This window comes from Streptomyces cathayae, assembly GCF_029760955.1.
Classification (GTDB): Bacteria; Actinomycetota; Actinomycetes; order Streptomycetales; family Streptomycetaceae; genus Streptomyces; species Streptomyces cathayae.
On sequence record NZ_CP121682.1, the window covers coordinates 4467714 to 4489018 of the forward strand.

Consider the following 21305-nt stretch of genomic DNA (forward strand, 5'->3'; position numbering starts at 1 on the left):
GTGGTAGGGAGCCACCCACGGGCACATCGGATGCCGTCCCGGGTGCGCCTACCCAGCTGCTCGCCGATCGGAACTGACTGGACTGGATCTGAACTTGTCGAATGAGACCGAAGTCGACTGAAACAAGCCTTTACTGTTCGGTAACGGTTTCTCCGCTCGCGTTTCAGGGCACGGCCGGTGGGCAGCCGCGCTGCAAGGAAGCGTAGGTGTTTCTTCCGTTTCGGCGAGCGAAGGGCGTGGTGGTGGCCTTCAAAGTGACCGACGGGCAGCAGGGCGAGTGGGCCGTGCTCCGGGTGTCGGGCGAACTGGACCTGGTGACGTCGCCGGTGCTGCGTCAGCGGGTGCACGACGCGGTGGCCGACGGCAGACACCGCCTCGTCCTCGATCTCTCCGAGGTGTGGTTCTGCGACTCCAGCGGCGTCGGGGTGCTCATAGCCACCCGCCGGCTGCTGCGTTCCTGCCAGGGCAGTCTGCGGTTGATCCTGCCCGCGCACGGGGCCGCCGACGGCAGTCACGTCAACCGGGTCCTGGGCGCGCTCGGTGTCCGCCGCCTCTTCGACGTGCACCCGGACGTCCCGTCCGCGGTGGACGGGAGCTCCCGCCCGCTGTCGGCCTGAGCCGACCGCGGGCCCTCGGGGCGGCGCGCGCGACGGACCTCGGGCACACGCGCACCACGAACACCCTGTGCACCGCGCATACCACGAAAGGTGCCGTGTGTCACATGGTTGTCCTGGAATTCTCCCGTTCTTGGTGCAAGCACCGTTTCCGAATTCATGAAGCCGCCTCGTACGACGTACCCTCCGAGCGAGACGACCCTCTGAGTAAGGCGGCCTGAAAGAAACATGGTCACCAGCGAGTACGAGCGCCGGATCGCGGCCCGGTTCGCCACCTTCGACCAGGACGGCAACGGTTACATCGACCGCGAGGACTTCAGCGGAGCGGCCAAGGCGCTGCTCGCCGAGTTCGGCACGCGGGCCCGCTCCGACAAGGGCCAGGCCCTGTACGGCGGCGCCGAGGCCTTCTGGCAGGGCATGGCGGGCATCGCGGACCACGACGGCGACCAGCGCATCACCCGCGCGGAATTCGTGACCGGCGCGGTGAAGCGGCTGCGGGACAACCCGGACCGGTTCGCCGAGATCGCCCGGCCCTTCCTGCGCGCGACCCTCGCCCTGGCCGGCCCGGACGGCGACGGCGCGGTCGGCGTGGCGGAGATCGCCCGCGTCCTGAGGGCGCTCGGCGTCCCCGATGCGCTCGCCGGATCCGCTGCCGCCACGCTGGACACGGACGGTGACGGCAGGATCGGCGAGGAAGAGATCGTACGGGGCTTCGCCCGCTACTTCACCGTCCCCGAGTAGGACGGGTCCCCACGGCTCCGGGCGCGAGCCGACGGCGCAACACGCCCGGAGCCGTGAACGGTTCGGCCGCGGCCGGTCGGGCCCCTCCCGGTGGGGGCCCGACCGGTGCGCAGGGAGGACGGCCCGCGCGGAGAGTGTCCGCGCCGCCGCCCGCGGGACGGCCGTCACCGCCGGCCCCGCGGACAGTGCGGCGGCCCGGCCGCCCGCCAAAACGCCTGGGTGCGGACGCGGCGTGCGGGATCGGTGACAGAGCGTGAGGGTTTGTCCGTTGTGGAACCGCTCGCCGGAACGGCCCGCCCCGCCCCCCGTCTGCGATGTCCTGGAATGCTCCCGCTCGAATGTCGCGGATCGTGGCGCGGTGAGGTCACGGAGCGTCGGTACCGTGTTGTGTCCTCTGTGTGACTCGTCACGGCCCGGAGTCGGCTGCCCGCTCCGGTACCTTGTGTGGGATGCGAGTGGTCGTGAGCACGCACAGCACGGGAGTCGCCTCCGGGGCGGCCCCGGACATGTCGCCGTCTGCCACTGTTCGCCGTGCGACCAGGCCTGCCGCCACCGCCTGTTCGGCCGGCCGGGGCGGGCGTCGCACAGTATGCCGTACGCGTACTCCTTCGCGCTGGAATATGCCCGAAGCGCTTGTTGACGTGACTGTACGTCAACCATGCTGTCCCGTAAGGGACTCACGTTCCGTGATCCCTGTCCCGGCCGCTGTTCTGGCCATGCAGAGAATGGCTACGATCGTGGCCCTCGTGAGGCGCGAGTCCAAGTGTCCGCCGGTTCGGATGGTGTGAGCGGTGCAGGTGCTTCAAGTGCAACTGGAGATCCGGCCCGACCCCGCTGAGGTGGGGCGAGCCCGGCAGTGGACCCGCTCACGGCTGGCCGGGTCGGGTATAGAGGCCGACGAGCCGCTGTCCGAGACGCTGGTCCTTCTCGTCTCGGAGCTTGTCACCAACGCCGTCGTGCACACCGGCTGTCCGGCCGTACTGAGACTGTCCCTGACGGATGTGGAGGCAGGGGAGGCCACCGTCCGTCTGGAGGTGGCCGACCGGAGCAGCAGGGTGCCGGTGCCGCGCTGTGTGGACGGTGACGCGACCGGTGGGCGCGGGCTCGCCCTCGTCGACGGCCTGGCGGACCGCTGGGGGTGGAGTGCCGACGGCACCGGCAAGCGCATCTGGTGCGAACTGGACCGCGGCGCGGCCGCGCAGGAGCCCGCCCCGGCCTGTGGTGGAGTCGCGTACGAGGTGGTGTAGGACACGCGTGGGGCCGCCGGGTGGACGTGCGGTCGTGCCGGCGTGCCGGTGCACGGATGCACGGGGAGCCGGTCTCGCCGGCCGGAGTGTGAGCCGGTGCGCCGGGTGTGCTTCCGTGCGCGGTGACGAATAACCGGGCATATGGCGCAGGATCGCCCCTAAGGCCACGAATCGGCATTGACGTGCCGTGACCGCTTGATCACTCTGTTCGTCAGCGATTCGCTGCGAGGGGACGGCGAGGGCTTCGACGACGGGAGTCCTCGGCGAGTGTGGGTCGCGGCTGCGGCGTCGGTCCCCTTTGTGGTGAGGGGACTTGGGGAGGGAGCGCCGGAGCCGGAAGGCGGTGCGGTGCCGCCGCGCTCGGGACCGAGCGGCATCGCACCGCTGTCGCCGTGTGCCGCGGCCGGATCAGGATCGCGGAGTCGCGGAGTTCTGGAGCCCAGGAGCCCTGGAGGGTGGTGGCCGGCTCCTCCACAGGCTGTGGATAACTTTTCTTTCGTGGCGGCGGCGACGGTGTGCACAGGGTGCCGCCGCGGAGTCCGGATCGCCGGGCCGTTCCGGCGGGGCCGCCTCCTCGGCGAACTCGTCACCGTGATCTGTCCGGTGGAGGATCCCGAGGGGGCGCGCACGGTGCCCGGCTTCCGGCCGTTACGGCCGTTCGCCCGTTCCGCCCTCGCTCCGCCCGCCCTTGCTCCGCCCGTCCTCGCTCCGTGCCGCGAGCGCTGCGGCCCGGTCGTCTTCGGCCGGGTCCTCCTCCGGTCCCGGCCGGTGCCGCGACGGCACGACCGGGTCGCCGAACTGACAAGGCGTCAGAATCGGCCGGATCGGGGCGAGTCGATGAGCGGAAGTCATCGGGGGAGTCGGGAGAGCCCCGGTGCCCCGTGGCGGGTCACCGCCTTGGCTATCTTCTCCGCGTCGATGGCCAGCTCGCGGAGGTTGCCGCTGATGGGGTTGGTGAAGCCGGTGAAGTACAGGCCGGGCGCGTGGGGCGGGGTGCCGGCGCCGCGGGCCATCGGTCTGCCCCGGTCGTCGAGGACGCCGAGGTGGCCGACGAGCCCCTCCAGTCCGCGGGCGTACCCGGTGGCCGCGATCACCGCGTCGGGGTCGACCCGGGTGCCGTCGGCGAGGGCGACCTTGCCGTCCTCGAACCCCGCCACGGCGGCCACGATCTCCACCCTGCCCCGCCGTACGGCGTCGACCAGCCCGACGTCCTGTACGGGGATGGCGCCCTCCAGCACCCTGCTGTAGAGGCCCTTGTCGGGGCGCGGAAGGCCCTGGGCCGAGAGGTCGGGCAGTGCCACCCTGGCCTGCGCCCGGGAGAGCCGGTCCACGAACCCGACCGGCAGCCGGCGCACCAGGACGGCCGAGTGCTGGGCGGGCCAGCCCGCGGTCGAGCGCCGCACGATGTGCGGCACGGTACGGACCGACAGCCGCACCCGGGAGGCGCCGCCCTCCACCAGGTCGACGGCGATCTCCGCGCCCGTGTTGCCGATCCCCGCGACGAGGACGTCCCGGCCGGCGAAGGGTTCGGCGTTGCGGTACTCGGACGCGTGCAGGAACTCGCCGGTGTGGGTCTCCCGGCCGGGCCACTCGGGCAGGCGGGGCGTGTGGTTGAAGCCGGTGGCGATCACGACCGCGGCGCCGGTCAGCTCGCGGCCCCCGGTGGCGCGCAGCAGCCAGCCCGTGTCGTCGGCGGTGCGCTCGACACGGGAGACCTCGACACCGGTGACGATCTCGAGGCGGTGGTGCTCGGCGTACTTCTCCAGGTACCGCACCATGTCGTCCCGGGTCACCCACTGCCCGAACCGGCGCGGTATCGGCAGACCGGGCAGCGCGGACAGGCGCCGTGTGGTGTGCAGGCGCAGCCGGTCGTAGTGGCGCCGCCAGGACGATCCCACGTGCTCGGACCGTTCCAGGACGACGGCCCGCACGCCCCGGGCACGCAGCGAGTACGCGACGGCGAGTCCGCCGGGACCACCGCCGACGACGTAGACGGGGCGGTCCTCCCGGGGTGGTGCGGCGGGGTTCGGGGGCGTGGTGGAATCGGCCATGAGCGCGAGCGTAATCACGCATCAGGTTGATGGGTATCGGTCAAGACCGAAATTGGTTGCGGATTGATCACGTCTGGAGGGGCGGGGGCGGAACCGGGCACGAGAAATTCCGGTGTCCCGGCCGGTCGTGCAGGTTTGAATGACCCGTATGGCTGATACACATACGCACCCGCGCTCCTCGCGGTCCCTCCCCGAACTCCACGGCCACGGCCTGCACCTGCGCCCCTGGGACCCGGCGTCCCGGTCCGACGCCGAGGTGTGGCTGCGCGGCACCACGGACCCGGAGTTCACCCGCTGGAACACCCCGCTCCGGCCGGTCACGGACGTCGAGGGCGCCCGGGAGACGCTGCGCAGGAGGGCGCAGTGGACCGAGGACGGCACGACCGTGTCCTTCCGGATCGCCGACGCGGACACCGGTACGCCCCTGGGGCACATCGGTGTCAACGACGTCCGGCCGGTGCAGGGGCTGGGCATGGTCGGCTACTGGGTGCTGCCCGAGGCCCGCCGCCGGGGCGTGGCCACCCGGGCGCTGCTGCTCACCGCGCGGTGGGCGCTCACCGAACTCGGCCTGCACCGGCTCGAACTGGACCACGCGGCCGAACACGAGGTGTCCTGCCGGATCGCCGAACGGTGCGGGTTCCTTCCCGAGGGGACCCTGCGCGAGGCGATGTTCGCGGAGGGCCGCCACGACGCCTTCCGCGACTCCCACCTGCACGCCCGCCTCGCCACGGACCCGGAGCCGGCCCCGCCGAAGGCCCACTGAAGGCCCGCCGAAGGGCCGCCGAAGAGTCGCCGAAGACCCGTCGAAGGCCCCAGGAACCCCGTCGCGCGCCCGCCCCGCACCTCACGGCCAGAGCAGTTCCCGTGTCCAGTCCTGCCCGGACGAGCGGCGGTAGCGCAGCCGGGTGTGGCGGCGGAGGGCGTCGCCCTGGAAGAACTCCACCTCGTCCGGGCGCAGGCGGTACAGGGTCCAGGACGGTGCCGGGGCGTCCTGCTCCCGCCGGGCCCGCTCCCAGGCGGCCTCCGAGGCGCGGGCCAGCTCCTCGGGCGAGCCGAGGACCTCGCTCTGGCGGCCGGTCAGCGCGGCGGCCAGCGCCCCGGTCGAACGGGCGTGCAGATCGGCCTGCGCCTCCTCGGCCGGAGCGGTGCCGACGGGCCCGCGGACCCGGACCTGGCGGCCCAGCACCGACCAGTAGAAGACCAGCGCGGCATACGGGCGGGCGGCGAGGTGACCGCCCTTGCGGCTGTGGGCGTGGGACGCGAAGGACCAGCCGTCCGCGTCCGCGCCGTGCAGCATCACGATCCGTACGTCGGGCAGGCCCCCGGCGTCCGCCGTGGCCAGCGACATGGTGTGCGGTTCGGGCTGGCCGGCCGCCACCGCCTCGGCGAACCACCGGGTGAACAGCGGCAGCGGCTCGGCGGGGGCGGCGGCCCGGTCCAGTTCCGGCAGATCGGTGACCTCCGGGTCCCACACCCGCAGTGACCTCAGCAGCTCGTGAAGATCGGTTCCCATACCTCGAGTCTGCCCGTCCACCGGGTCGTCACCGGGCCGTTCTCACAGGGAGCCCAGGTCGGACGAGACCCAGTGCTCGGGACGCATGCGCAGGACGACCTGCTCGCCGTGGTCCTTCCACGCGGCGGAGACATAGCCCTCGACCTTGTCGGCCGGGAGGTAGCGGGCGGAGATCTCCCGGAGCTCTGCGAGGGTGGCGGGGGCGGTCCCGACGACCGGCCCCTCGACCGAGACGTACCGGACGGTGGGTTCGACGCGGTCGACCATGAGGGAGAACCGGCCCGCCGCGCCGATCAGCCGGTTCTTGCGGGAGTCGAGTCCGGTCATGACCCATGCGTCCCCGCCGGGTGCGTACTGGTACCAGATCGGCACGGTGAGCGGGGCGCGTCCGGCTCCCGCGTCGACCGCCAGCGCGGCGACACGGGGCTCGGCCAGGAACTGTTCGCGTTCTTCACGGGTCAGGGCCATGGCGGGTTCCTCCTGCGATGTCTGCGTAGGGGGCGGTTGTGCCCGGGTCGTGTGGGCGACGGGACAGAGGTGAGCGGTTCCGCTCCGAGGGGGCGAGCCGTCGGACGGGGTGGCGGCGGGACCGCCGAGGTGCCGTGACATGCGACAGGCGGTGGTTCACCGGGGTGAACCACCGCCTGTCCGACAGGACGCGGGTGCGGGACGAGGCACCGGGGGAGGGGGGAAGGAGCGTTGGCCGTCCACCTACTTCGTCGGCTTCTTGCCGGTGACGCCCAGGTGGACCAACAGGGCCAGGTTCGGTTTGAGTTCGGCCTGCTTCACACCCCAGGAGGTGAAACCTTTCTGGTGCAGGGCGACCGCCCCGAGCATGGTGACCAGGGAACCGGCCACCGCGGCAGGGTTCACGTCCTTGTCGACCCGGCCCCTGGACTGCAACTCGGCGACGGCGTCCGTGAGGGAGCTGTTCACCGAGTTGAGGACCTTCATGCGGATCTTGTAAAAGCGCTTGTCGCCCTCGGCGGCGCCGAGATCGACGACGCGCAGGATCGCGTCGTTCTTCCGCCAGAAGTCCAGGAAACCGTCGACAAGTTCCTGTGCCGTCTGCCAGCCCGCCTTGCCGACCCAGGAACGGCCCTCCAGGAGCTCGCTCAACCCGGCGCTGTCGGCGGCCACTTGGTCGGCGATCTCGAGGACGGCGCCCTCGACGTCCGGGAAGTACTGGTAGAAGGTCGCGGGCGAAGTCCCCGCCCTGCGGGCCACATCGATAACTTTGACATCCCGGTAAGGGGAGGAGCTGAGCATCTCGCTGAGGCAGTCGAGCAGCTTCTGCCGGGTCGCCTGCCCACGCCGGCCGGCCACGCGACCGTCGACGGTACGCACTTGTCCTGTCATGACGTCAGCTTACCGACGGGTGATCGGAGCGCGATTCGGCCGACTGCAAATGGGGTGCGTGGGTCCTTGACACCGGGTGTGCCTGGTCTGCGCGGTGCGTGCGGCACGGCTAGTTTGGCTGTATGGCCGAAAACGCCGGAAACGCCGGGAACCCCGGAAACACCGGGAGCAGGGCGTCGGAGTACGCGGAGGGCACCCCTTGCTGGGTCGACGCGCAGCTTCCCGACGTGGAGGCGGGCAAGCGGTTCTACGGCGAACTCTTCGAGTGGACGTTCGAAGACCAGTCCGAGCAGCCCGAGTGGCCCGCTCCGGCGGGGTCTTCGGGCTCGACGCAGGCCTCCCCGCCCCTGGGGACCGTTCGGGCGCTGCTCGACGGTGAGCCGGTGGCGTCCCTCGCGCACAAGACGGACGGCCGGCTCCCCACCGTCTGGACGGTGTCCTTCGCGACCCCGGACGTCGGCGCGCTGTGCCGGCGGATCGTCGCGGCCGGCGGACAGCTCGTCTCGGCGCCGCGTCCGGTCGGCGCACTCGGCGTCACCGCACTGGTCACCGACCCCGAGGGTGCCGTGTTCGCCCTGTGGCAGCCCGGCGACCGCCCCGGCTTCGGGCGCCGGCACGAGCGGGGAAGCTTCGCCTGGGCCGAGCTCTACACCCGGGACACCGAGGCGGCCAACGCCTTCTACGGCGGTCTCTTCCGCGACGCCCTGTTCGGGGAGGGTGCCGAGCCCGACTTCGGCCGGGCCCCGGTCTCCGACGTCTTCCCGGCCGAGATGCCGCCCCACTTCCTGGTCCACTTCGCCGTCGAGGACCCCGCGGCCACCATGGCGGAGGTGACCCGGCTCGGCGGCCGCGTCCAGGTCCCGCCCTTCGACACCTCCTACGGCACGGTGGCCGTGGTCACCGACAACCAGGGCGCGTCCTTCGCTCTCCTGACCCGCTGACCCGCTGACCCGCTGACCCGCTGACCCGCTGACCCGCTGACCCGCTGACCCGCCGGTCCGCCGACCCGCCGGTCCGCCTGCCCGGTGGGCTCTCGCCTCCCCATCCGTCCCTTTATTTTGCATATAAGACTAGACACCCCCTATGTCGTCGGGTTCGCAACCGGCGCTCCGGACAGGAACAATCGGGGTGCGTGCCGCCACGGGGCTGCGGTGGTGAGACGCTGCACTTCGGTCGCGTACAGGTGGTGGCGCGACTCGTACGGGGAGGTGGCAGGCAAGTGGTGGATCAGCTGACGCAGCACGATCCGCGGCGTATCGGGCCGTTCGAGGTGCTGGGACGGCTGGGGGCCGGCGGGATGGGGCTGGTCTATCTCGCGCGCTCGGCGTCCGGGCGGCGCGTGGCGATCAAGACCGTCCGGACCGAACTGGCCGAGGACCAGCTGTTCCGCGTCCGCTTCACCCGCGAGGTGGAGGCGGCCCGCGCGGTCTCCGGTTTCTACACCGCGGCCGTGGTGGACGCCGATCCGCGCGCCGCCGTGCCGTGGCTGGCCACCGCGTACGTCCCCGCGCCCTCCCTCGAGGAGATAGTGAACGAGTGCGGGCCGATGCCGGCCCAGGCGGTGCGCTGGCTGGCGGCCGGTGTGGCGGAGGCACTGCACTCCATCCACGGCGCCGGACTCGTCCACCGCGACCTCAAGCCGTCCAACGTCCTCGTCGTCGAGGACGGCCCCCGGGTGATCGACTTCGGTATCGCCTCCGGAGTGTCGAACACCCGGCTGACGATGACGAACGTCGCCGTCGGCACCCCCGCCTACATGTCCCCCGAGCAGGCCAAGGACTCCCGCAGCGTCACCGGCGCCAGCGACGTGTTCTCGCTCGGTTCCACCCTGGTCTTCGCGGCCACCGGGCACGCCCCGTTCCACGGCGCGAACCCGGTCGAGACGGTCTTCATGCTGCTGCGCGAGGGCCCGGACCTGGACGGCCTCCCGGACGAACTGCGTCCGCTGATCGAGTCCTGTATGCAGATGGAGGCCCCGGGCCGGCCCAGCCCCGCCGACCTGCAGTCCCAGCTCGCCCCGCATCTGTTCGGCTCCGGCTCCGACGACAGCGGTACGGCCTCCGCGTGGCTGCCCGAGCGGGCGGTGAGCCTGATCGAGGGGCGCCGGGGCGGCCGTCCGCCCGCCCGCCCCGCCCCCGTGGGGGGCCGCAGCGTCAGCGCCGCCCGCCCTCCGGTCCCGCCGCCGCCCGCGCACGACCCCGTGATCCCGCCGCCGCACCCGCCCGTGCCGGTCGGCGCCCCCGACACCGGCCCGGTCCGGCTGGCCGGCGCCCCGGTGCCCATCGGCCCCGGCCCGCGCGTCGCCGACGTCCGCGCCGCCGCCGTCAAGGCACCCCCGCCGGAGGCCGCCCTCGCCGCCTCCTGGTCCAAGCCCCGCCCCGGCGTCAACGGCGCCGACCCCGCCGTCCCCGCGACCGTGGCGCCGCCCGTGCCGCCCCTGCCGCCGGAGCAGCCGAGCGGCTGGCGGCCGTGGCGTTTCCGGATGTCCAACGACGTCTGGGGCACCCCGTCCGTCGCCGACGACCTCGTCTACGTCACCTCCTTCGAGGTGCACGCCCTGGACGTGGCCACCGGCCGCCGCCGGTTCAAGACCCGGGACGTCGCCTGGTCGATGGCGGTCGCCGACGGCCGTATCCACGCGTCCGACGGCCCCACCCTGTTCGCCCTGGACGCCCGGGAGGGCGGCGATCTGTGGCGGCTGTCCACGGACGCCTGGGTGTACTCCCTCCAGGCCGACCACGGCACCGTCGTCACCGGCACCCGGGGCGGCGGCGTCCAGGCGTGGGAGGCGTCCACCGGCCACAAGCTGTGGGAGGTCACCGGCTGCCAGACCGACTTCGAGACCCCGGAGGCCGGCCCCGCCGTCCACGACGGCACGGTCTACGTCTGGCAGGACGCCCGCCTGCGCGCCCTGGACGCCCGCACGGGCGACGAGCGCTGGTCGTACCCGATCGGCGACGCGGCCTCCTGCGGTGGCGTCCCGGTCCGCCTCACCCGCGCCTCCGACGGGTACGTGTACGTCTCCGCGGGCACCCGCGTCCTCGCCCTGGACGTCGCCGGCGGGCACGTCCGCTGGCACTTCGAGGCGCCCGCGGTCTTCCTCTCGCAGCCCACCTTCGTACCCGGTGCGGCGGTCACCGGCGGAGGCGTCTATCTCGCCGACTACCTCGGCACGGTCTACGCCCTCGACGCCACCGACGGCCGCGACCGCTGGCGCATCGCCACCGAGGCCCGCGCCTCGATCGAACCGGTCCTGGTCGCCGCGGGCCACGTCCACGTCGGCAGCGGCAGGGGCCTCTACACCCTGGACGCCGTCACCGGCACGCCCAAGTGGCGCTTCCAGGCCGGCGGCGACATCGTGGGCGCCCCCGTGGTCGCCGAGGGCCGCATCCACTTCGGCTCCACCGACCATCTGCTCTACACACTGAAGGCCGACGACGGCCGCCTGAGATGGAAACTGGCGACCGGCGGTGAGATCACCGGCTCCCCGGTCGTCCGGGACGGCGTCGTCTACGCGTGCAGCAAGGACCGCTGCGTCTACGCCCTGGACGCGGAGAAGGGGACGGGCACGGCACGTACGACGTGACGGTCGACAGATAGTGACGTGCTCGTGACAGAAGCTGGATAGTCTGCCGGACATGCAGTCACGGGGGAACGCTCTCAGGCTCACGGCGGTGGCGGCGCTGGTCGTCCTCACCCTCACCGGCTTCTCGACCGGCCGCGGCCGCGGCGGCGGGGACGGCGGTGGCGGTGGCGGGTGCAGCAGTTCGTCGCAGGACCACGACTCCTCGCGGAAGTCCGGCGGCGGAAGCCACCGCGACTACGACGACGATGACTATGACGACAACAATTACGGCAACGGCACCGACACGGGCAGCAGCAGCGGCGGGAGCCCGTCCTCGTCCCTGCGGGACGCGACCGTGGAACTGCTGAGCTGCGCCTCGAAGAAGGCCCCGTACGCGACCGTCCGGGTCACCAACCCCAACACCGTCGACGGTGTCTTCAGCGTCGTCGTCGACTTCGAGGACAGGGCCGGGCGCGCGGTCGCCTCCTCGGCGCAGCAGGTCGCCGTGGCCGCCGACGATACGGCGACCGCGCGGGTGAAGGTCGGCGGCGACCGCAGACGCGCCGCCCAGGCCTCGGTCTGCGACCCCGACCTGTACGCCCCGGCGACCCGCTGATCCGCTGACCCGCCGGCCCCGCGCACGGTGTGGACGGGGCCGGCGGACAGGTGTGCGCACACGGCTGGGCCGCGACGGCTCCCCCTCCGCGCCGTCGCGGCCCAGCTGTCTCCCCGTGCGGGTGCGGTCTACCGGGTCGGCTTGAACGGCTCCGACGTGGCGTGGATGTCCTTGGTCTCCAGGGGCTCGTCCGTGGCGTGGATGTCGCCCTGGGTGGTCGCGCCGCCGTCCTCGGCCTCAGGGGCCTTCGGGGCCTTCGGGTCGAGCGGCTCCGAGGTGGCGTGGATGTCCTGCGGCTTGACGACCTGCTCGTCACTCATGATTCTTCGGTCTCCCCTGTGTGGTGTTCGTCGTCATGAGGCCCGCCCGGGCACTCCCCCGAGGATGACCGGACGGGCCTTTCGGCCGCTCGACCCCATGGGGCGGGTACAGCGGCCTTTCGGTGACGACCCGCCTGCCCCCCGACGCGACGGATCGACTGACCCCACGATGGCGCCCGGCGATAAACGAATGATGAACGCCGCTGTCATCCGCCGCTGTCATCCGCGGTCGGCGTACGCTCAGGCGGCCTCGACGGGGGTCAGCAGCGCGCGCACCGCGGTGGCCTCCGGTGAGCCCAGCGCCTCGTAGATGCGCACGGCCTCCTCCCAGCAGACGCGGGCGCGGCCCGTGTGGCCGACCCCGGTCAGGGCGTGCCCCAGCACCGTCAGGACGTTGCCGCGCCGCCACTGCCCGCCGATGCCGCGCAGCACCGTCAGCGCCATCTCCGCGTTCGCCGCGGCCTGGGCGTGGCGCTGCCCCGCGATGTCGACCTCCGCCAGGCGGAACAGGGTCATGCCCTCCCACAGCCGTTGCCGGCTGTCCCGGAAGACCTCCAGGGCCTCGTGGAGCCGGTCGGCCGCGTCGACGAGGCGGTGGCTCTGGGTGAGGGCCATGCCCAGCGCGTACCGGCCGTTCGCACCGCGCATGGAGTTGCCCATGGCGTCGTAGATCTCCATGCCCTCCTGCGCGAGCGCCACGGCGCTGTCCGTGCTGCCGGTGGCCAGCCGGATCCGCGAGAGGTTGCAGAGCGCGCTGGCCTCACCGGGGCGGTCGCCCAGCGTCCGGAAATGCGTCAGGGCGTGGGAGAGGTGCTCCTCGCCGGCCGCGGTACGGCTCTGGTAGAGCGCGATCACGCCGCGGGCGTTGTGCGCCCAGCACACGGGCAGCAGGTCCTCGGCCCGCCGTGCGAGGCGGACGACCTGCTCGGCCTCCTCGTCGGCCAGGTCGAACCGGCCGCCGTCGAGGTGCGCGTGCGTCAGGGTCATCAGCGCCCGGGCCTCCACCTGCGCGACGCCGCCCTTCCGGGCCGCCTCCAGCAGGGTCTGCGCCGTGAACTCGTACTCCTTGGAGTTGGCCCCCGACTCCGACAGGTCGAGCGCCGCCCACAGCAGGTCGATGCTGCGGCGCAGGGTGTCCGGCCGGTCGGCGCACTGCCGGGCGAAGGACAGCAGGCAGTTCGCCTCCGTGTAGAGCCAGTCCCGGGCCGGCCCCCGGTCGGGGAAACGCAGCCCGGGATGGTCGGTGGCGGCCAGATGGTCCACCAGCCGGTCCCCGGGCCGCTCGATCGCGTACACGCCCGCCGCCGTCGCCAGATAGAAGTCCAGCAGACGGGAGAGGGCGGCGGCGCGCTCGCCCGGGGGGTGCTCGTCGCGTTCGGCGCACGCCCGCGCGTAGAGGCGGACCAGGTCGTGCAGGCGGTAGCGGCCGTGTGCCGCGGACTCCAGCAGGGAGGTGTCCACCAGGGACTCCAGGAGGTCCTCCGTGTCGTCCGCCGGCAGGTCGAGGACCGCCGCCGCTGCCGCCAGGGAGATGTCCGGTCCGTCGGCCAGGCCGAGGAGGCGGAAGGCGCGGGCCTGGGCCGGCTCCAGCTGGCTGTAACCGAGCTCGAAGGTGGCCTTCACGGCGAGGTCGCCGGCCTGCAGCTCGTCCAGGCGGCGGCGCTCGTCGGCGAGCTTGGCCGCCAGCACCGAGACGGTCCAGGTGCGGCGCGCCGCCAGCCGGGAGGCCGCTATCCGGATGGCCAGCGGGAGGAAACCGCAGGCCGCCACGGTGTCCAGCGAGGCCTCGCGCTCCGCCGCCACCCGCTCCTCGCCGACGATCTTCGTGAACAGGGCCAGCGCCTCGTCCGGGGACATCACGTCCAGGTCGACCAGGTGGGCGCCGGCCAGGTCCACCATCCGCACCCGGGACGTCACCAGGGCCGCGCAGCCCTCCGTGCCCGGCAGGAGGGGGCGCACCTGGGCGGCGTCCCGCGCGTTGTCCAGCAGCACCAGCACCCTGCGGCCGTCCAGGACCGACCGGTACAGCGCCGCCCGTTCCTCGAGCGAGTCGGGGACGGCGGAGTCGGCGGTGCCCAGGGCGCGCAGGAAGGCGCCGAGCACCGCCTCGGGCTCGGCCGCCCGCTGCCCCGCGCCCTGCAGATCGACGTACAGCTGGCCGTCGGGGAAACCGGCCCGCGCCTGGTGGGCCACGTGCACCGCGAGGGTCGTCTTGCCGACGCCGCCTATCCCGGCCAGCGCGGACACCGCCATCACCCGGCCCTCGGCCGAGGCGAGGATCGTGCCGAGTTCGCGCACGAAGGACGTGCGGCCGGTGAAGTCCGGCACAGTGGCGGGCAGTTGAGCGGGACGGACCGGGGCGGCGGCGGGCTCGGGCGGCGCGGGGGAGGAGGGCTCCGCCAGGTGGGGGTCCGCCTGGAGGATGCGCTGCTGGAGTTCCTGCAGGCCGGGCCGCGGGTCCACGCCCAGCTCGTCGGCGAGCAGCCGGCGCGTGTCCGCGTACACCGCCAGTGCCTCGGCCTGGCGCCCGCTGCGGTACAGCGCCAGCATCAGCAGTTCGCGCAGACGTTCGCGCAGCGGGTGGGCCGCCGTGAGCGCCGTCAGCTCCGAGACGGCCTCCGTGTGGCAGCCCTGCTCCAGGTCCATGTCCAGCCGGGTCTCGGCGAGTTGCAGACGCCATTCCTCCAGCCGCACCCGCTGGGCCTGAGCGTACGGGCCCGGTACGCCCGCCAGTGTCTCGCCGTCCCAGAGCGCGAGGGCGCGGTTCAGCAGCGTACGGGCCGTGCACAGGTCCCCGGCGTGCTTCGCCCGCTCCGCCTCGGCGGCCAGCCGCTGCGCCACCTCGACGTCCAGCGCGTCCTCGCCCGGTCCGCGCACCGCGTATCCCCCGGACTCGCTGACCAGGATCCCGGGGTCCAGCACCTTCCGCAGCCGGGACGCGTACGTACGTAGCGCCGCCAGCGCCTGCGAGGGCGGCTCCTCGCCCCACAGGGCGTCGATCAGCTCGGCCGCCGTGGCCGTACGGCCCCCGCGGAGCAACAGGGAGGCGAGCAGGGCGCGTTGCTGAGGGCTTCCGGTGCTGACGGGTTCGCCGCCGCGCCAGGCGCGCACCGGTCCGAGCACGCTGAAGCGCAGCACCGGCGGCTCGGGCGGTGCCGTCGGCGCACCGGGACGTCCCTGCTCCGGCACTCGCGGTGCACCCTCCATGGAGTCCCCTCTGCATCCTGAACAACCAGGCCAGTCTGCCTTGTCCGTGACGCATGCGTCAGTCGTGCGAGACGGCGATCACACGGCGGCGCACGCGGGTTTACAAGGCTCTCACCCCTTCTGCGTACACGTGTGCGTCGATGTCACCGGAATCGGCCCCTGCTCCTGTAGTTGACGCTTCGTCAGGTGAGCTGCGGTGGTGCCGCACGCCTCAGCCGTCCAGGTCGACCCGTACCGTCAGCAGTCCCGCCCCCACCGCCCGTACCGCCGCGCTGTTCATGCGCGGCAGGGAGCGCAGCCGGGCGACCGGGTCGTCCTCGGGCAACGGGTGGGCGGTACCGGTGTGCCAGCGGCCCCGGATGCGGACCCGCACCCGGGGGTCCGCGCGGATGTTGCGCACGTACTGGGACCGCTCGCCGAACTCCGACACCAGCCAGAACGCGTCTCCGACCCGCCGCCCGCCCACCGGGGTGCGCCGGGGCAGGCCGGAGACGCGGCCCGTGGTCTCCAGGAGGGTCTGCAGCGGGGAGCGGCGCATGAGGGGATTGGCGATCCGGCGCTGGACGGCGGTGACGGCCCGGTACGTGCGTTCGGCGTGACGGCTCATGGTGCGGCGAGCCTACCGGCGGCCCAGGAAGATCGGGTTGGTCAGCGCGGCCGGGGTGCCCGGCAGCGGGCCGGCCGCCGTCTCGTGCCGCAGCTCGGCGCGGACGTAGGCGGCGTACGCGGGGGTGGTCCGCCACTCGACGACACCCGAGCCGGACACCGGCAGCGGGGCGCTGGTGTGCAGAACGCCCTGGTCGGTGACGAGGCGGACCGTGCAGCGCGGGGCGCCGCGGGCCTCCAGGCGGACGGTGACCGGTGTGTCCCGGTCCACGCCCAACCGCTCGCCGACACCGGCGTGTTCGCCCCGCCCGCCGGAGGCCGTGAAGGCGGCGGAGACGCGTGCGGACTCGGCGACGTACGAGCGGCCCGCGCGGATGCCCTCCAGGACGGCCCGGCGGGACAGCTCGTCGGCGAGGACGACGGTCTGCGGGTGGCCGACGACGTCCGGGTCCCGGTGGGCGTCGCTGCTGCCCATCGCCGGAATCCAGCCCCGGCCGCCCCTGCCGTCCCGCCCGCCCTGTCCGCCCCGCACCGAGGCGACGAGCATGCCGTCCCAGTCGGCCAGGGCCACCTCGTCGTCGGGTGTCCAGGGGCCGTTCCACACCTCCACGGCGTCCGCCTCGCCGAAGCCGAACTTCCAGTTGCAGCCGATGCAGGTGGCGTGCGGATGCGCCGGCACGACCAGGCCCCCGGCGTCGCGGACCCGGCGGGCGAACCGGCCGAACCGGTCGTCGCGGGCCCGGTAGCGCCAGTCGACGAAGGTGCCGGGGTCCGTGCCGAGCGCGACGACGTGCCCGTTGCGGGTGGTGACCTCCTCGCCCAGCAGCACCAGCAGGTCGTCCCCGGCGGTGTCCGCCCAATGGGCGTGCGCGGAATGGGTGTTGTGCTCCGAGCTGTTGATGAAGTCCAGCCCCGCCGCCCGCGCGAGCGCCGCGATCCCGGCCGGGGTGCGACGGCCGTCGGAGTGCCAGGAGTGCAGATGGCAGTCGCCCCGGTACCAGGCCCGCCCGCGCCCCTTCGCCCGCTCGGGCGGATACACCGGCCGGACCGTCTCGCCGGGCTCCCCGTAGGTCAGCGTGACGGTGATCTCGTACGACAGCCCCTGCGGGGCCACGGTGTACGGGCCCAGCGCGATGTGCCAGGTGCCCTCCCGCACCGGGCCGGGCAGATAGCCGGGGGTCGCGTCGTCCGCGCGGAGGAAGAACTCCGTACGGGCCCCGCCCGACCAGCCCCGGAAACCCTCACCGCCCGGCTCGGTGCCGCGCTCGTCGAAGATCCCGACGTCGAGGGCGTTGCCCGCGGTCCCGGCCGGGACGGACGGTCTGTCGTAGGTGTAGGCGACCCTGATCTCCCGTACGCCGTCCGGCACGTCGACGGGGACGTAGACGAAGTCGGGGGCGCCCGGCGGGAGGGTGCCGCGCACCGTCCTCGTCTCCTGTTCACCGCGGCCGGCCGCGGAGGCGAAGCTCACGCCTCCCAACGTAAGCGCGGCGGCGGCTCCCGTCAGGAGAACGGCGCGCCGGCCGATCCCGCTCTGGTGCTCCTCGCACATGCTGCTGCTCCCGGGGTGTCGTGTGGTGACGGGCGGATGACAGGGCACGGGCTGCACGGGTGGTGCGGGGTGCTGCGGCACCACACTGATATCGAGCGGTGAACTGCCGTGCAAGGGAAGGAAATCAGCGGATTCAGCGACGGAGACCGCTCATCGTCGGACCCGCTGTCGCGGGCCCTGTCGTGTGCCCCCGCCCCGCCGCGGCCGCCCCGGTGTCCCGACCGGTCGGTATGGACAGGAGGTCCGGGCCCGGGTATTGATGGGTCCGTCGTCCGCGTACGAAAGGCCCGCTCATGCGCATCGCCGTCACGATCTTCCTCACCGACGAGACGATCACCCCGACCCGGATCGCCCGTGAGCTGGAGCAGCGCGGCTTCGCAGGGCTGTATCTGCCCGAGCACACGCACATCCCCGTCGAGCGGACCAGCCCCTACCCGGCGGGCGGCGACCTGCCCCGGGAGTACAGCCGCACCCTGGACCCCTACGTCGCGCTCGCGCAGGCCGCGGCCGTCACCGAGCGGCTCGGCCTCGGCACCGGCATCACGCTCGCCGCGCAGCACGACCCGATCGACCTGGCCAAGCAGATCGCCACCCTCGACCACCTCTCCGGCGGCCGGTTCACCCTCGGGCTCGGCTTCGGCTGGAACGTCGAGGAGGCCGCCGACCACGGGGTGGAATGGCGTACCCGGCGGGAGCTGGTCCGGGACCGGATGGGCCTGATGCGGTCGCTGTGGTCGGAGGAACCGACCGCGTACGACGGGAAGTTCGGCAGCGTCCGGGCCAGCTTCGCGCACCCCAAGCCGGTGCAGAAGCCGCGCGGCCCCGTCGTCGGTCCGCGCACGCTGGTCGGCGGGATGTCCGGGCCGAAGCTGTTCACGCACGTCTGCGAGTACGCCGACGGCTGGATGCCGATCGGCGGGCGCGGCCTGTCCGAGGCGATGCCCCGGCTGCGCACCGCCTGGGCCGACGCGGGCCGCGACCCCGGCGCCCTCCAGGTCGTCCCGTACGCGGTCCAGCCCAGTGCGGGCAAGCTCGCCCACTTCGCCGAGCTCGGGATCGAGGAGGTCGTGGTGCAGCTGCCGCCGGAGGACGAGGCGGGAGTGCTGCGGGCCCTGGACGCCTACCAGGCGTTCGTCGACGGCACGGGCGGCGGGTCGGGCGACGGCGCCGGTGAGGGAACCCGATGAGGGCACTGACGGCACTGACGGCACCGGCGGCCCCCGTGACGGCCGGTGCGCACCGCGCCGGGAGGAGGGCCCAGGCCCCCCTTTGCCCTGATCACGCCGAACGTATGCTCAAGGAATGACGACATCCGCGACCTCCGGGACAGGTCCGACCGAGAACTCCATGCGTCGCGCCCTCAAGCGGGCCCGTGACGGCGTCTCCCTCGACGTGTCCGAGGCCGCCGTCCTGCTCCAGGCGCGCGGCGAGCAACTGGAGGACCTGTGCGCCTCGGCCGCCCGGGTCCGGGACGCGGGCCTGCGGGCGGCGGGCCGGCCCGGGGTCATCACGTACTCGAAGAGCGTCTTCGTCCCGCTGACCCGGCTGTGCCGGGACACGTGCCACTACTGCACCTTCGTCACCGTGCCCGGCAAGCTGCGCCGGGCCGGGCACGGGATGTTCATGTCGCCGGACGAGGTCCTGGACATCGCCCGCAAGGGCGCCGCCCTCGGCTGCAAGGAAGCCCTCATCACCCTCGGCGACAAGCCCGAGGACCGTTGGCCCGAGGCGCGCGAGTGGCTCGACGCGCACGGCTACGACGACACGATCGCCTACGTCCGCGCGATCTCCATCCGCATCCTGGAGGAGACCGGACTCCTCCCGCACCTCAACCCGGGCGTCCTGACCTGGACCGACTTCCAGCGGCTCAAGCCCGTCGCCCCGTCGATGGGCATGATGCTGGAGACCACCGCGACCCGGCTGTGGTCCGAGCCCGGCGGCCCGCACCACGGCTCCCCGGACAAGGAACCCGCCGTGCGGCTGCGCGTCCTGGAGGACGCCGGCCGCTCCTCCGTCCCCTTCACCTCGGGCATCCTCATCGGCATCGGCGAGACCTACGAGGAGCGCGCCGAGTCCCTGTTCGCCCTCAGGAAGGTCTCCCGCGCCCACCACGGCATCCAGGAACTGATCGTCCAGAACTTCCGCGCCAAGCCGGACACCGCGATGCGCGGCATGCCGGACGCGGAACTCGACGCGCTTCTCGCCACGGTCGCCGTGGCCCGGCACGTCCTCGGCCCGGCCGCCTGCCTGCAGGCCCCGCCCAACCTCGTCGACTCCGAGTACGGACGGCTGATCGCGGCCGGCATCGACGACTGGGGCGGCGTCTCCCCGCTCACCATCGACCACGTCAACCCCGAACGCCCCTGGCCGCGGATCGAGGAACTGGCCGAGAAGTCCCGGGCGGCCGGCTTCGAGATGCGCGAACGCCTCTGCGTCTACCCGGAGTTCGTCACCCGCGGCGAACCCTGGCTGGACCCGCGGCTGCGCCCGCACGTGGCGGCGCTCGCCGACCCCGCCACCGGCCTCGCCCTGCCGGACGCCGTGGTCGAGGGCCGCCCCTGGCAGGAGCCCGACGAGGTGTTCACCGCCAGCGGCCGCACCGACCTGCACCGCACCATCGACACCGAGGGCCGCACCGCCGACCGCCGCGACGACTTCGACGAGGTCTACGGCGACTGGGGCGCCCTGCGCGAGGCCGCCGTCCCCGGCATGGCACCCGAGCGCATCGACACCGACGTACGCCAGGCCCTGGCGACGGCGGCCGACGACCCGACGGAACTGACCGACGACGAGGCCCTCGCCCTGCTGCACGCGGACGGCCCGGCGCTGGACGCCCTGTGCCGGATCGCGGACGACGTCCGCGCCTCGGCGGTCGGCGACGACGTCACCTACATCGTCACCCGCAACATCAACTTCACCAACGTCTGTTACACCGGCTGCCGTTTCTGCGCCTTCGCCCAGCGCCGCACCGACGCCGACGCGTACACGCTCTCCCTGGAGCAGGTGGCCGACCGCGCCCAGCAGGCCTGGGAGGTGGGCGCGGTGGAGGTCTGCATGCAGGGCGGCATCCACCCCGACCTGCCGGGCACCGCGTACTTCGACATCGCGAAGGCGGTCAAGGAACGCGTCCCCGGCATGCACGTGCACGCCTTCTCCCCGATGGAGGTGGTCAACGGCGCCACCCGCACCGGCCTGTCGATCCGCGAGTGGCTCACCGCGGCCAAGGAGGCGGGCCTGGACTCGATCCCCGGCACGGCCGCCGAGATCCTCGACGACGAGGTCCGCTGGATCCTGACCAAGGGCAAACTGCCGGCGGCCACCTGGATCGAGGTCGTCGAGACGGCCCACGAACTGGGCATCCGCTCCTCCTCGACGATGATGTACGGCCATGTCGACCAGCCCCGCCACTGGCTCGGGCACCTGCGCACCCTGGCCGGCATCCAGCAACGCACCGGCGGTTTCACCGAGTTCGTGACCCTGCCCTTCATCCACACCAACGCACCCGTCTACCTGGCCGGCATCGCCCGCCCCGGCCCCACCACCCGGGACAACCGCGCGGTCACCGCGATGGCCCGCCTCCTGCTGCACCCGTACATCCCCAACATCCAGACCAGCTGGGTCAAACTGGGCGCGGAGGGCGCGGCGGACATGCTCCGCTCCGGCGCCAACGACCTCGGCGGCACCCTGATGGAGGAGACCATCTCCCGCATGGCGGGCTCCTCCTACGGCTCCTACAAGTCCGTCAAGGACCTGATCGCGGTCGCCGAAGCCGCGGGCCGCCCGGCCAGGCCCCGCACCACCCTGTACGGCGAGGTCCCCGAGGAACGGCAGCAGGCGGCCCAGGCCTCCGACGGCCACCTCCCGGCCCTCCTGCCGGTGCTGGACTGAGACCGGGGGACCGGGGGACCGGGGGA

General features: G+C 73.0%; 17 protein-coding genes. 9 read left to right on the forward strand and 8 right to left on the reverse strand.

Annotation, left to right across the window (positions count from 1 at the left end):
- The first annotated feature begins 236 nt into the window (after positions 1 to 236).
- The 3 genes from PYS65_RS20475 (at position 237) to PYS65_RS20485 (ending at position 2602) form a co-directional block, all read left to right on the forward strand.
- On the forward strand, positions 237 to 617 hold the full coding sequence (locus PYS65_RS20475) for an STAS domain-containing protein (RefSeq protein ID WP_279338015.1): 381 nt from the start codon (positions 237 to 239) through the stop codon (positions 615 to 617).
- A gap of 225 nt (positions 618 to 842) precedes the next feature.
- On the forward strand, positions 843 to 1355 hold the full coding sequence (locus tag PYS65_RS20480) for an EF-hand domain-containing protein (RefSeq protein WP_279335379.1): 513 nt from the start codon (positions 843 to 845) through the stop codon (positions 1353 to 1355).
- Between the two features lie 806 nt (positions 1356 to 2161).
- Positions 2162 to 2602 carry an ATP-binding protein gene (locus PYS65_RS20485; protein ID WP_279338016.1) on the forward strand — a complete coding sequence of 147 codons (441 nt, stop codon included), beginning with the start codon at positions 2162 to 2164 and terminating at the stop codon, positions 2600 to 2602.
- An 848-nt stretch (positions 2603 to 3450) separates the two neighbouring features.
- Here PYS65_RS20485 and PYS65_RS20490 read toward each other — a convergent pair.
- On the reverse strand, positions 3451 to 4653 hold the full coding sequence (locus PYS65_RS20490; RefSeq protein WP_279335380.1) for a flavin-containing monooxygenase: 1203 nt from the start codon (positions 4651 to 4653) through the stop codon (positions 3451 to 3453).
- Between the two features lie 148 nt (positions 4654 to 4801).
- On the opposite strand from PYS65_RS20490, the gene PYS65_RS20495 reads away from it, so the two are divergent.
- The gene (locus PYS65_RS20495; RefSeq protein WP_279335381.1) at positions 4802 to 5416 is read left to right on the forward strand and encodes a GNAT family N-acetyltransferase; all 615 of its coding nucleotides are present in this window, start codon (positions 4802 to 4804) and stop codon (positions 5414 to 5416) included.
- Positions 5417 to 5497: 81 nt separating this feature from the next.
- On the opposite strand, the gene PYS65_RS20500 is transcribed toward PYS65_RS20495, so the two are convergent.
- The 3 genes from PYS65_RS20500 to PYS65_RS20510 all read right to left on the reverse strand — a co-directional run bounded on the left by PYS65_RS20500 (position 5498) and on the right by PYS65_RS20510 (position 7513).
- Positions 5498 to 6166 (reverse strand): pyridoxine/pyridoxamine 5'-phosphate oxidase, encoded by a 669-nt coding sequence (locus PYS65_RS20500; protein WP_279335382.1) that lies wholly within the window; start codon positions 6164 to 6166, stop codon positions 5498 to 5500.
- A gap of 42 nt (positions 6167 to 6208) precedes the next feature.
- On the reverse strand, positions 6209 to 6634 hold the full coding sequence (locus PYS65_RS20505; RefSeq protein ID WP_279335383.1) for a pyridoxamine 5'-phosphate oxidase family protein: 426 nt from the start codon (positions 6632 to 6634) through the stop codon (positions 6209 to 6211).
- 243 nt (positions 6635 to 6877) lie between these two features.
- Positions 6878 to 7513 carry a TetR/AcrR family transcriptional regulator gene (locus tag PYS65_RS20510; protein WP_279338017.1) on the reverse strand — a complete coding sequence of 212 codons (636 nt, stop codon included), beginning with the start codon at positions 7511 to 7513 and terminating at the stop codon, positions 6878 to 6880.
- 134 nt (positions 7514 to 7647) lie between these two features.
- On the opposite strand from PYS65_RS20510, the gene kbpA reads away from it, so the two are divergent.
- From kbpA to PYS65_RS20525, 3 genes are all read left to right on the forward strand, one after another.
- Positions 7648 to 8466 (forward strand): AfsK-binding protein KbpA, encoded by an 819-nt coding sequence (kbpA, locus tag PYS65_RS20515; protein WP_279335384.1) that lies wholly within the window; start codon positions 7648 to 7650, stop codon positions 8464 to 8466.
- A 278-nt stretch (positions 8467 to 8744) separates the two neighbouring features.
- The gene (gene afsK, locus PYS65_RS20520; protein WP_279335385.1) at positions 8745 to 11111 is read left to right on the forward strand and encodes a protein serine/threonine kinase AfsK; all 2367 of its coding nucleotides are present in this window, start codon (positions 8745 to 8747) and stop codon (positions 11109 to 11111) included.
- Between the two features lie 52 nt (positions 11112 to 11163).
- Positions 11164 to 11706 carry a hypothetical protein gene (locus PYS65_RS20525; RefSeq protein WP_279335386.1) on the forward strand — a complete coding sequence of 181 codons (543 nt, stop codon included), beginning with the start codon at positions 11164 to 11166 and terminating at the stop codon, positions 11704 to 11706.
- Between the two features lie 128 nt (positions 11707 to 11834).
- Here PYS65_RS20525 and PYS65_RS20530 read toward each other — a convergent pair whose 3' ends face one another.
- From PYS65_RS20530 to PYS65_RS20545, 4 genes are all read right to left on the reverse strand, one after another.
- Complete coding sequence (locus PYS65_RS20530) at positions 11835 to 12026, reverse strand: hypothetical protein (protein WP_279335387.1); 192 nt, start codon at positions 12024 to 12026, stop codon at positions 11835 to 11837.
- Positions 12027 to 12266: 240 nt separating this feature from the next.
- Positions 12267 to 15233, reverse strand: coding sequence for an SARP-family global regulator AfsR (gene afsR, locus PYS65_RS20535; protein ID WP_279335388.1), 2967 nt, complete (start codon positions 15231 to 15233; stop codon positions 12267 to 12269).
- Between the two features lie 211 nt (positions 15234 to 15444).
- A complete protein-coding gene (locus tag PYS65_RS20540) occupies positions 15445 to 15840 on the reverse strand; it encodes a nitroreductase/quinone reductase family protein (protein ID WP_279335389.1) in 396 nt (131 codons plus the stop codon).
- A 12-nt stretch (positions 15841 to 15852) separates the two neighbouring features.
- Positions 15853 to 17391 carry a CehA/McbA family metallohydrolase gene (locus PYS65_RS20545; RefSeq protein ID WP_279335390.1) on the reverse strand — a complete coding sequence of 513 codons (1539 nt, stop codon included), beginning with the start codon at positions 17389 to 17391 and terminating at the stop codon, positions 15853 to 15855.
- 293 nt (positions 17392 to 17684) lie between these two features.
- On the opposite strand from PYS65_RS20545, the gene PYS65_RS20550 reads away from it, so the two are divergent.
- Positions 17685 to 18578, forward strand: a complete 894-nt coding sequence (locus PYS65_RS20550; protein ID WP_279335391.1) for an LLM class F420-dependent oxidoreductase — start codon at positions 17685 to 17687, stop codon at positions 18576 to 18578.
- Between the two features lie 115 nt (positions 18579 to 18693).
- On the forward strand, positions 18694 to 21279 hold the full coding sequence (locus tag PYS65_RS20555) for a bifunctional FO biosynthesis protein CofGH (protein ID WP_279335392.1): 2586 nt from the start codon (positions 18694 to 18696) through the stop codon (positions 21277 to 21279).
- The last annotated feature ends 26 nt before the right edge of the window (positions 21280 to 21305 follow it).

Bases quoted from the DNA above. Each gene is read 5' to 3' on its own strand.
- PYS65_RS20480 (WP_279335379.1), top strand. From the start codon at position 843: ATGGTCACCAGCGAGTACGAGCGCCGGATCGCGGCCCGGTTCGCCACC.
- PYS65_RS20495 (WP_279335381.1), top strand. From the start codon at position 4,802: ATGGCTGATACACATACGCACCCGCGCTCCTCGCGGTCCCTCCCCGAA.
- PYS65_RS20530 (WP_279335387.1), bottom strand. From the start codon at position 12,026: ATGAGTGACGAGCAGGTCGTCAAGCCGCAGGACATCCACGCCACCTCG.
- PYS65_RS20525 (WP_279335386.1), top strand. From the start codon at position 11,164: ATGCAGTCACGGGGGAACGCTCTCAGGCTCACGGCGGTGGCGGCGCTG.
- PYS65_RS20540 (WP_279335389.1), bottom strand. From the start codon at position 15,840: ATGAGCCGTCACGCCGAACGCACGTACCGGGCCGTCACCGCCGTCCAG.
- afsR (WP_279335388.1), bottom strand. From the start codon at position 15,233: ATGGAGGGTGCACCGCGAGTGCCGGAGCAGGGACGTCCCGGTGCGCCG.
- PYS65_RS20505 (WP_279335383.1), bottom strand. From the start codon at position 6,634: ATGGCCCTGACCCGTGAAGAACGCGAACAGTTCCTGGCCGAGCCCCGT.
- PYS65_RS20555 (WP_279335392.1), top strand. From the start codon at position 18,694: ATGACGACATCCGCGACCTCCGGGACAGGTCCGACCGAGAACTCCATG.
- PYS65_RS20490 (WP_279335380.1), bottom strand. From the start codon at position 4,653: ATGGCCGATTCCACCACGCCCCCGAACCCCGCCGCACCACCCCGGGAG.
- PYS65_RS20550 (WP_279335391.1), top strand. From the start codon at position 17,685: ATGCGCATCGCCGTCACGATCTTCCTCACCGACGAGACGATCACCCCG.
- PYS65_RS20500 (WP_279335382.1), bottom strand. From the start codon at position 6,166: ATGGGAACCGATCTTCACGAGCTGCTGAGGTCACTGCGGGTGTGGGAC.
- PYS65_RS20545 (WP_279335390.1), bottom strand. From the start codon at position 17,391: ATGTGCGAGGAGCACCAGAGCGGGATCGGCCGGCGCGCCGTTCTCCTG.
- kbpA (WP_279335384.1), top strand. From the start codon at position 7,648: ATGGCCGAAAACGCCGGAAACGCCGGGAACCCCGGAAACACCGGGAGC.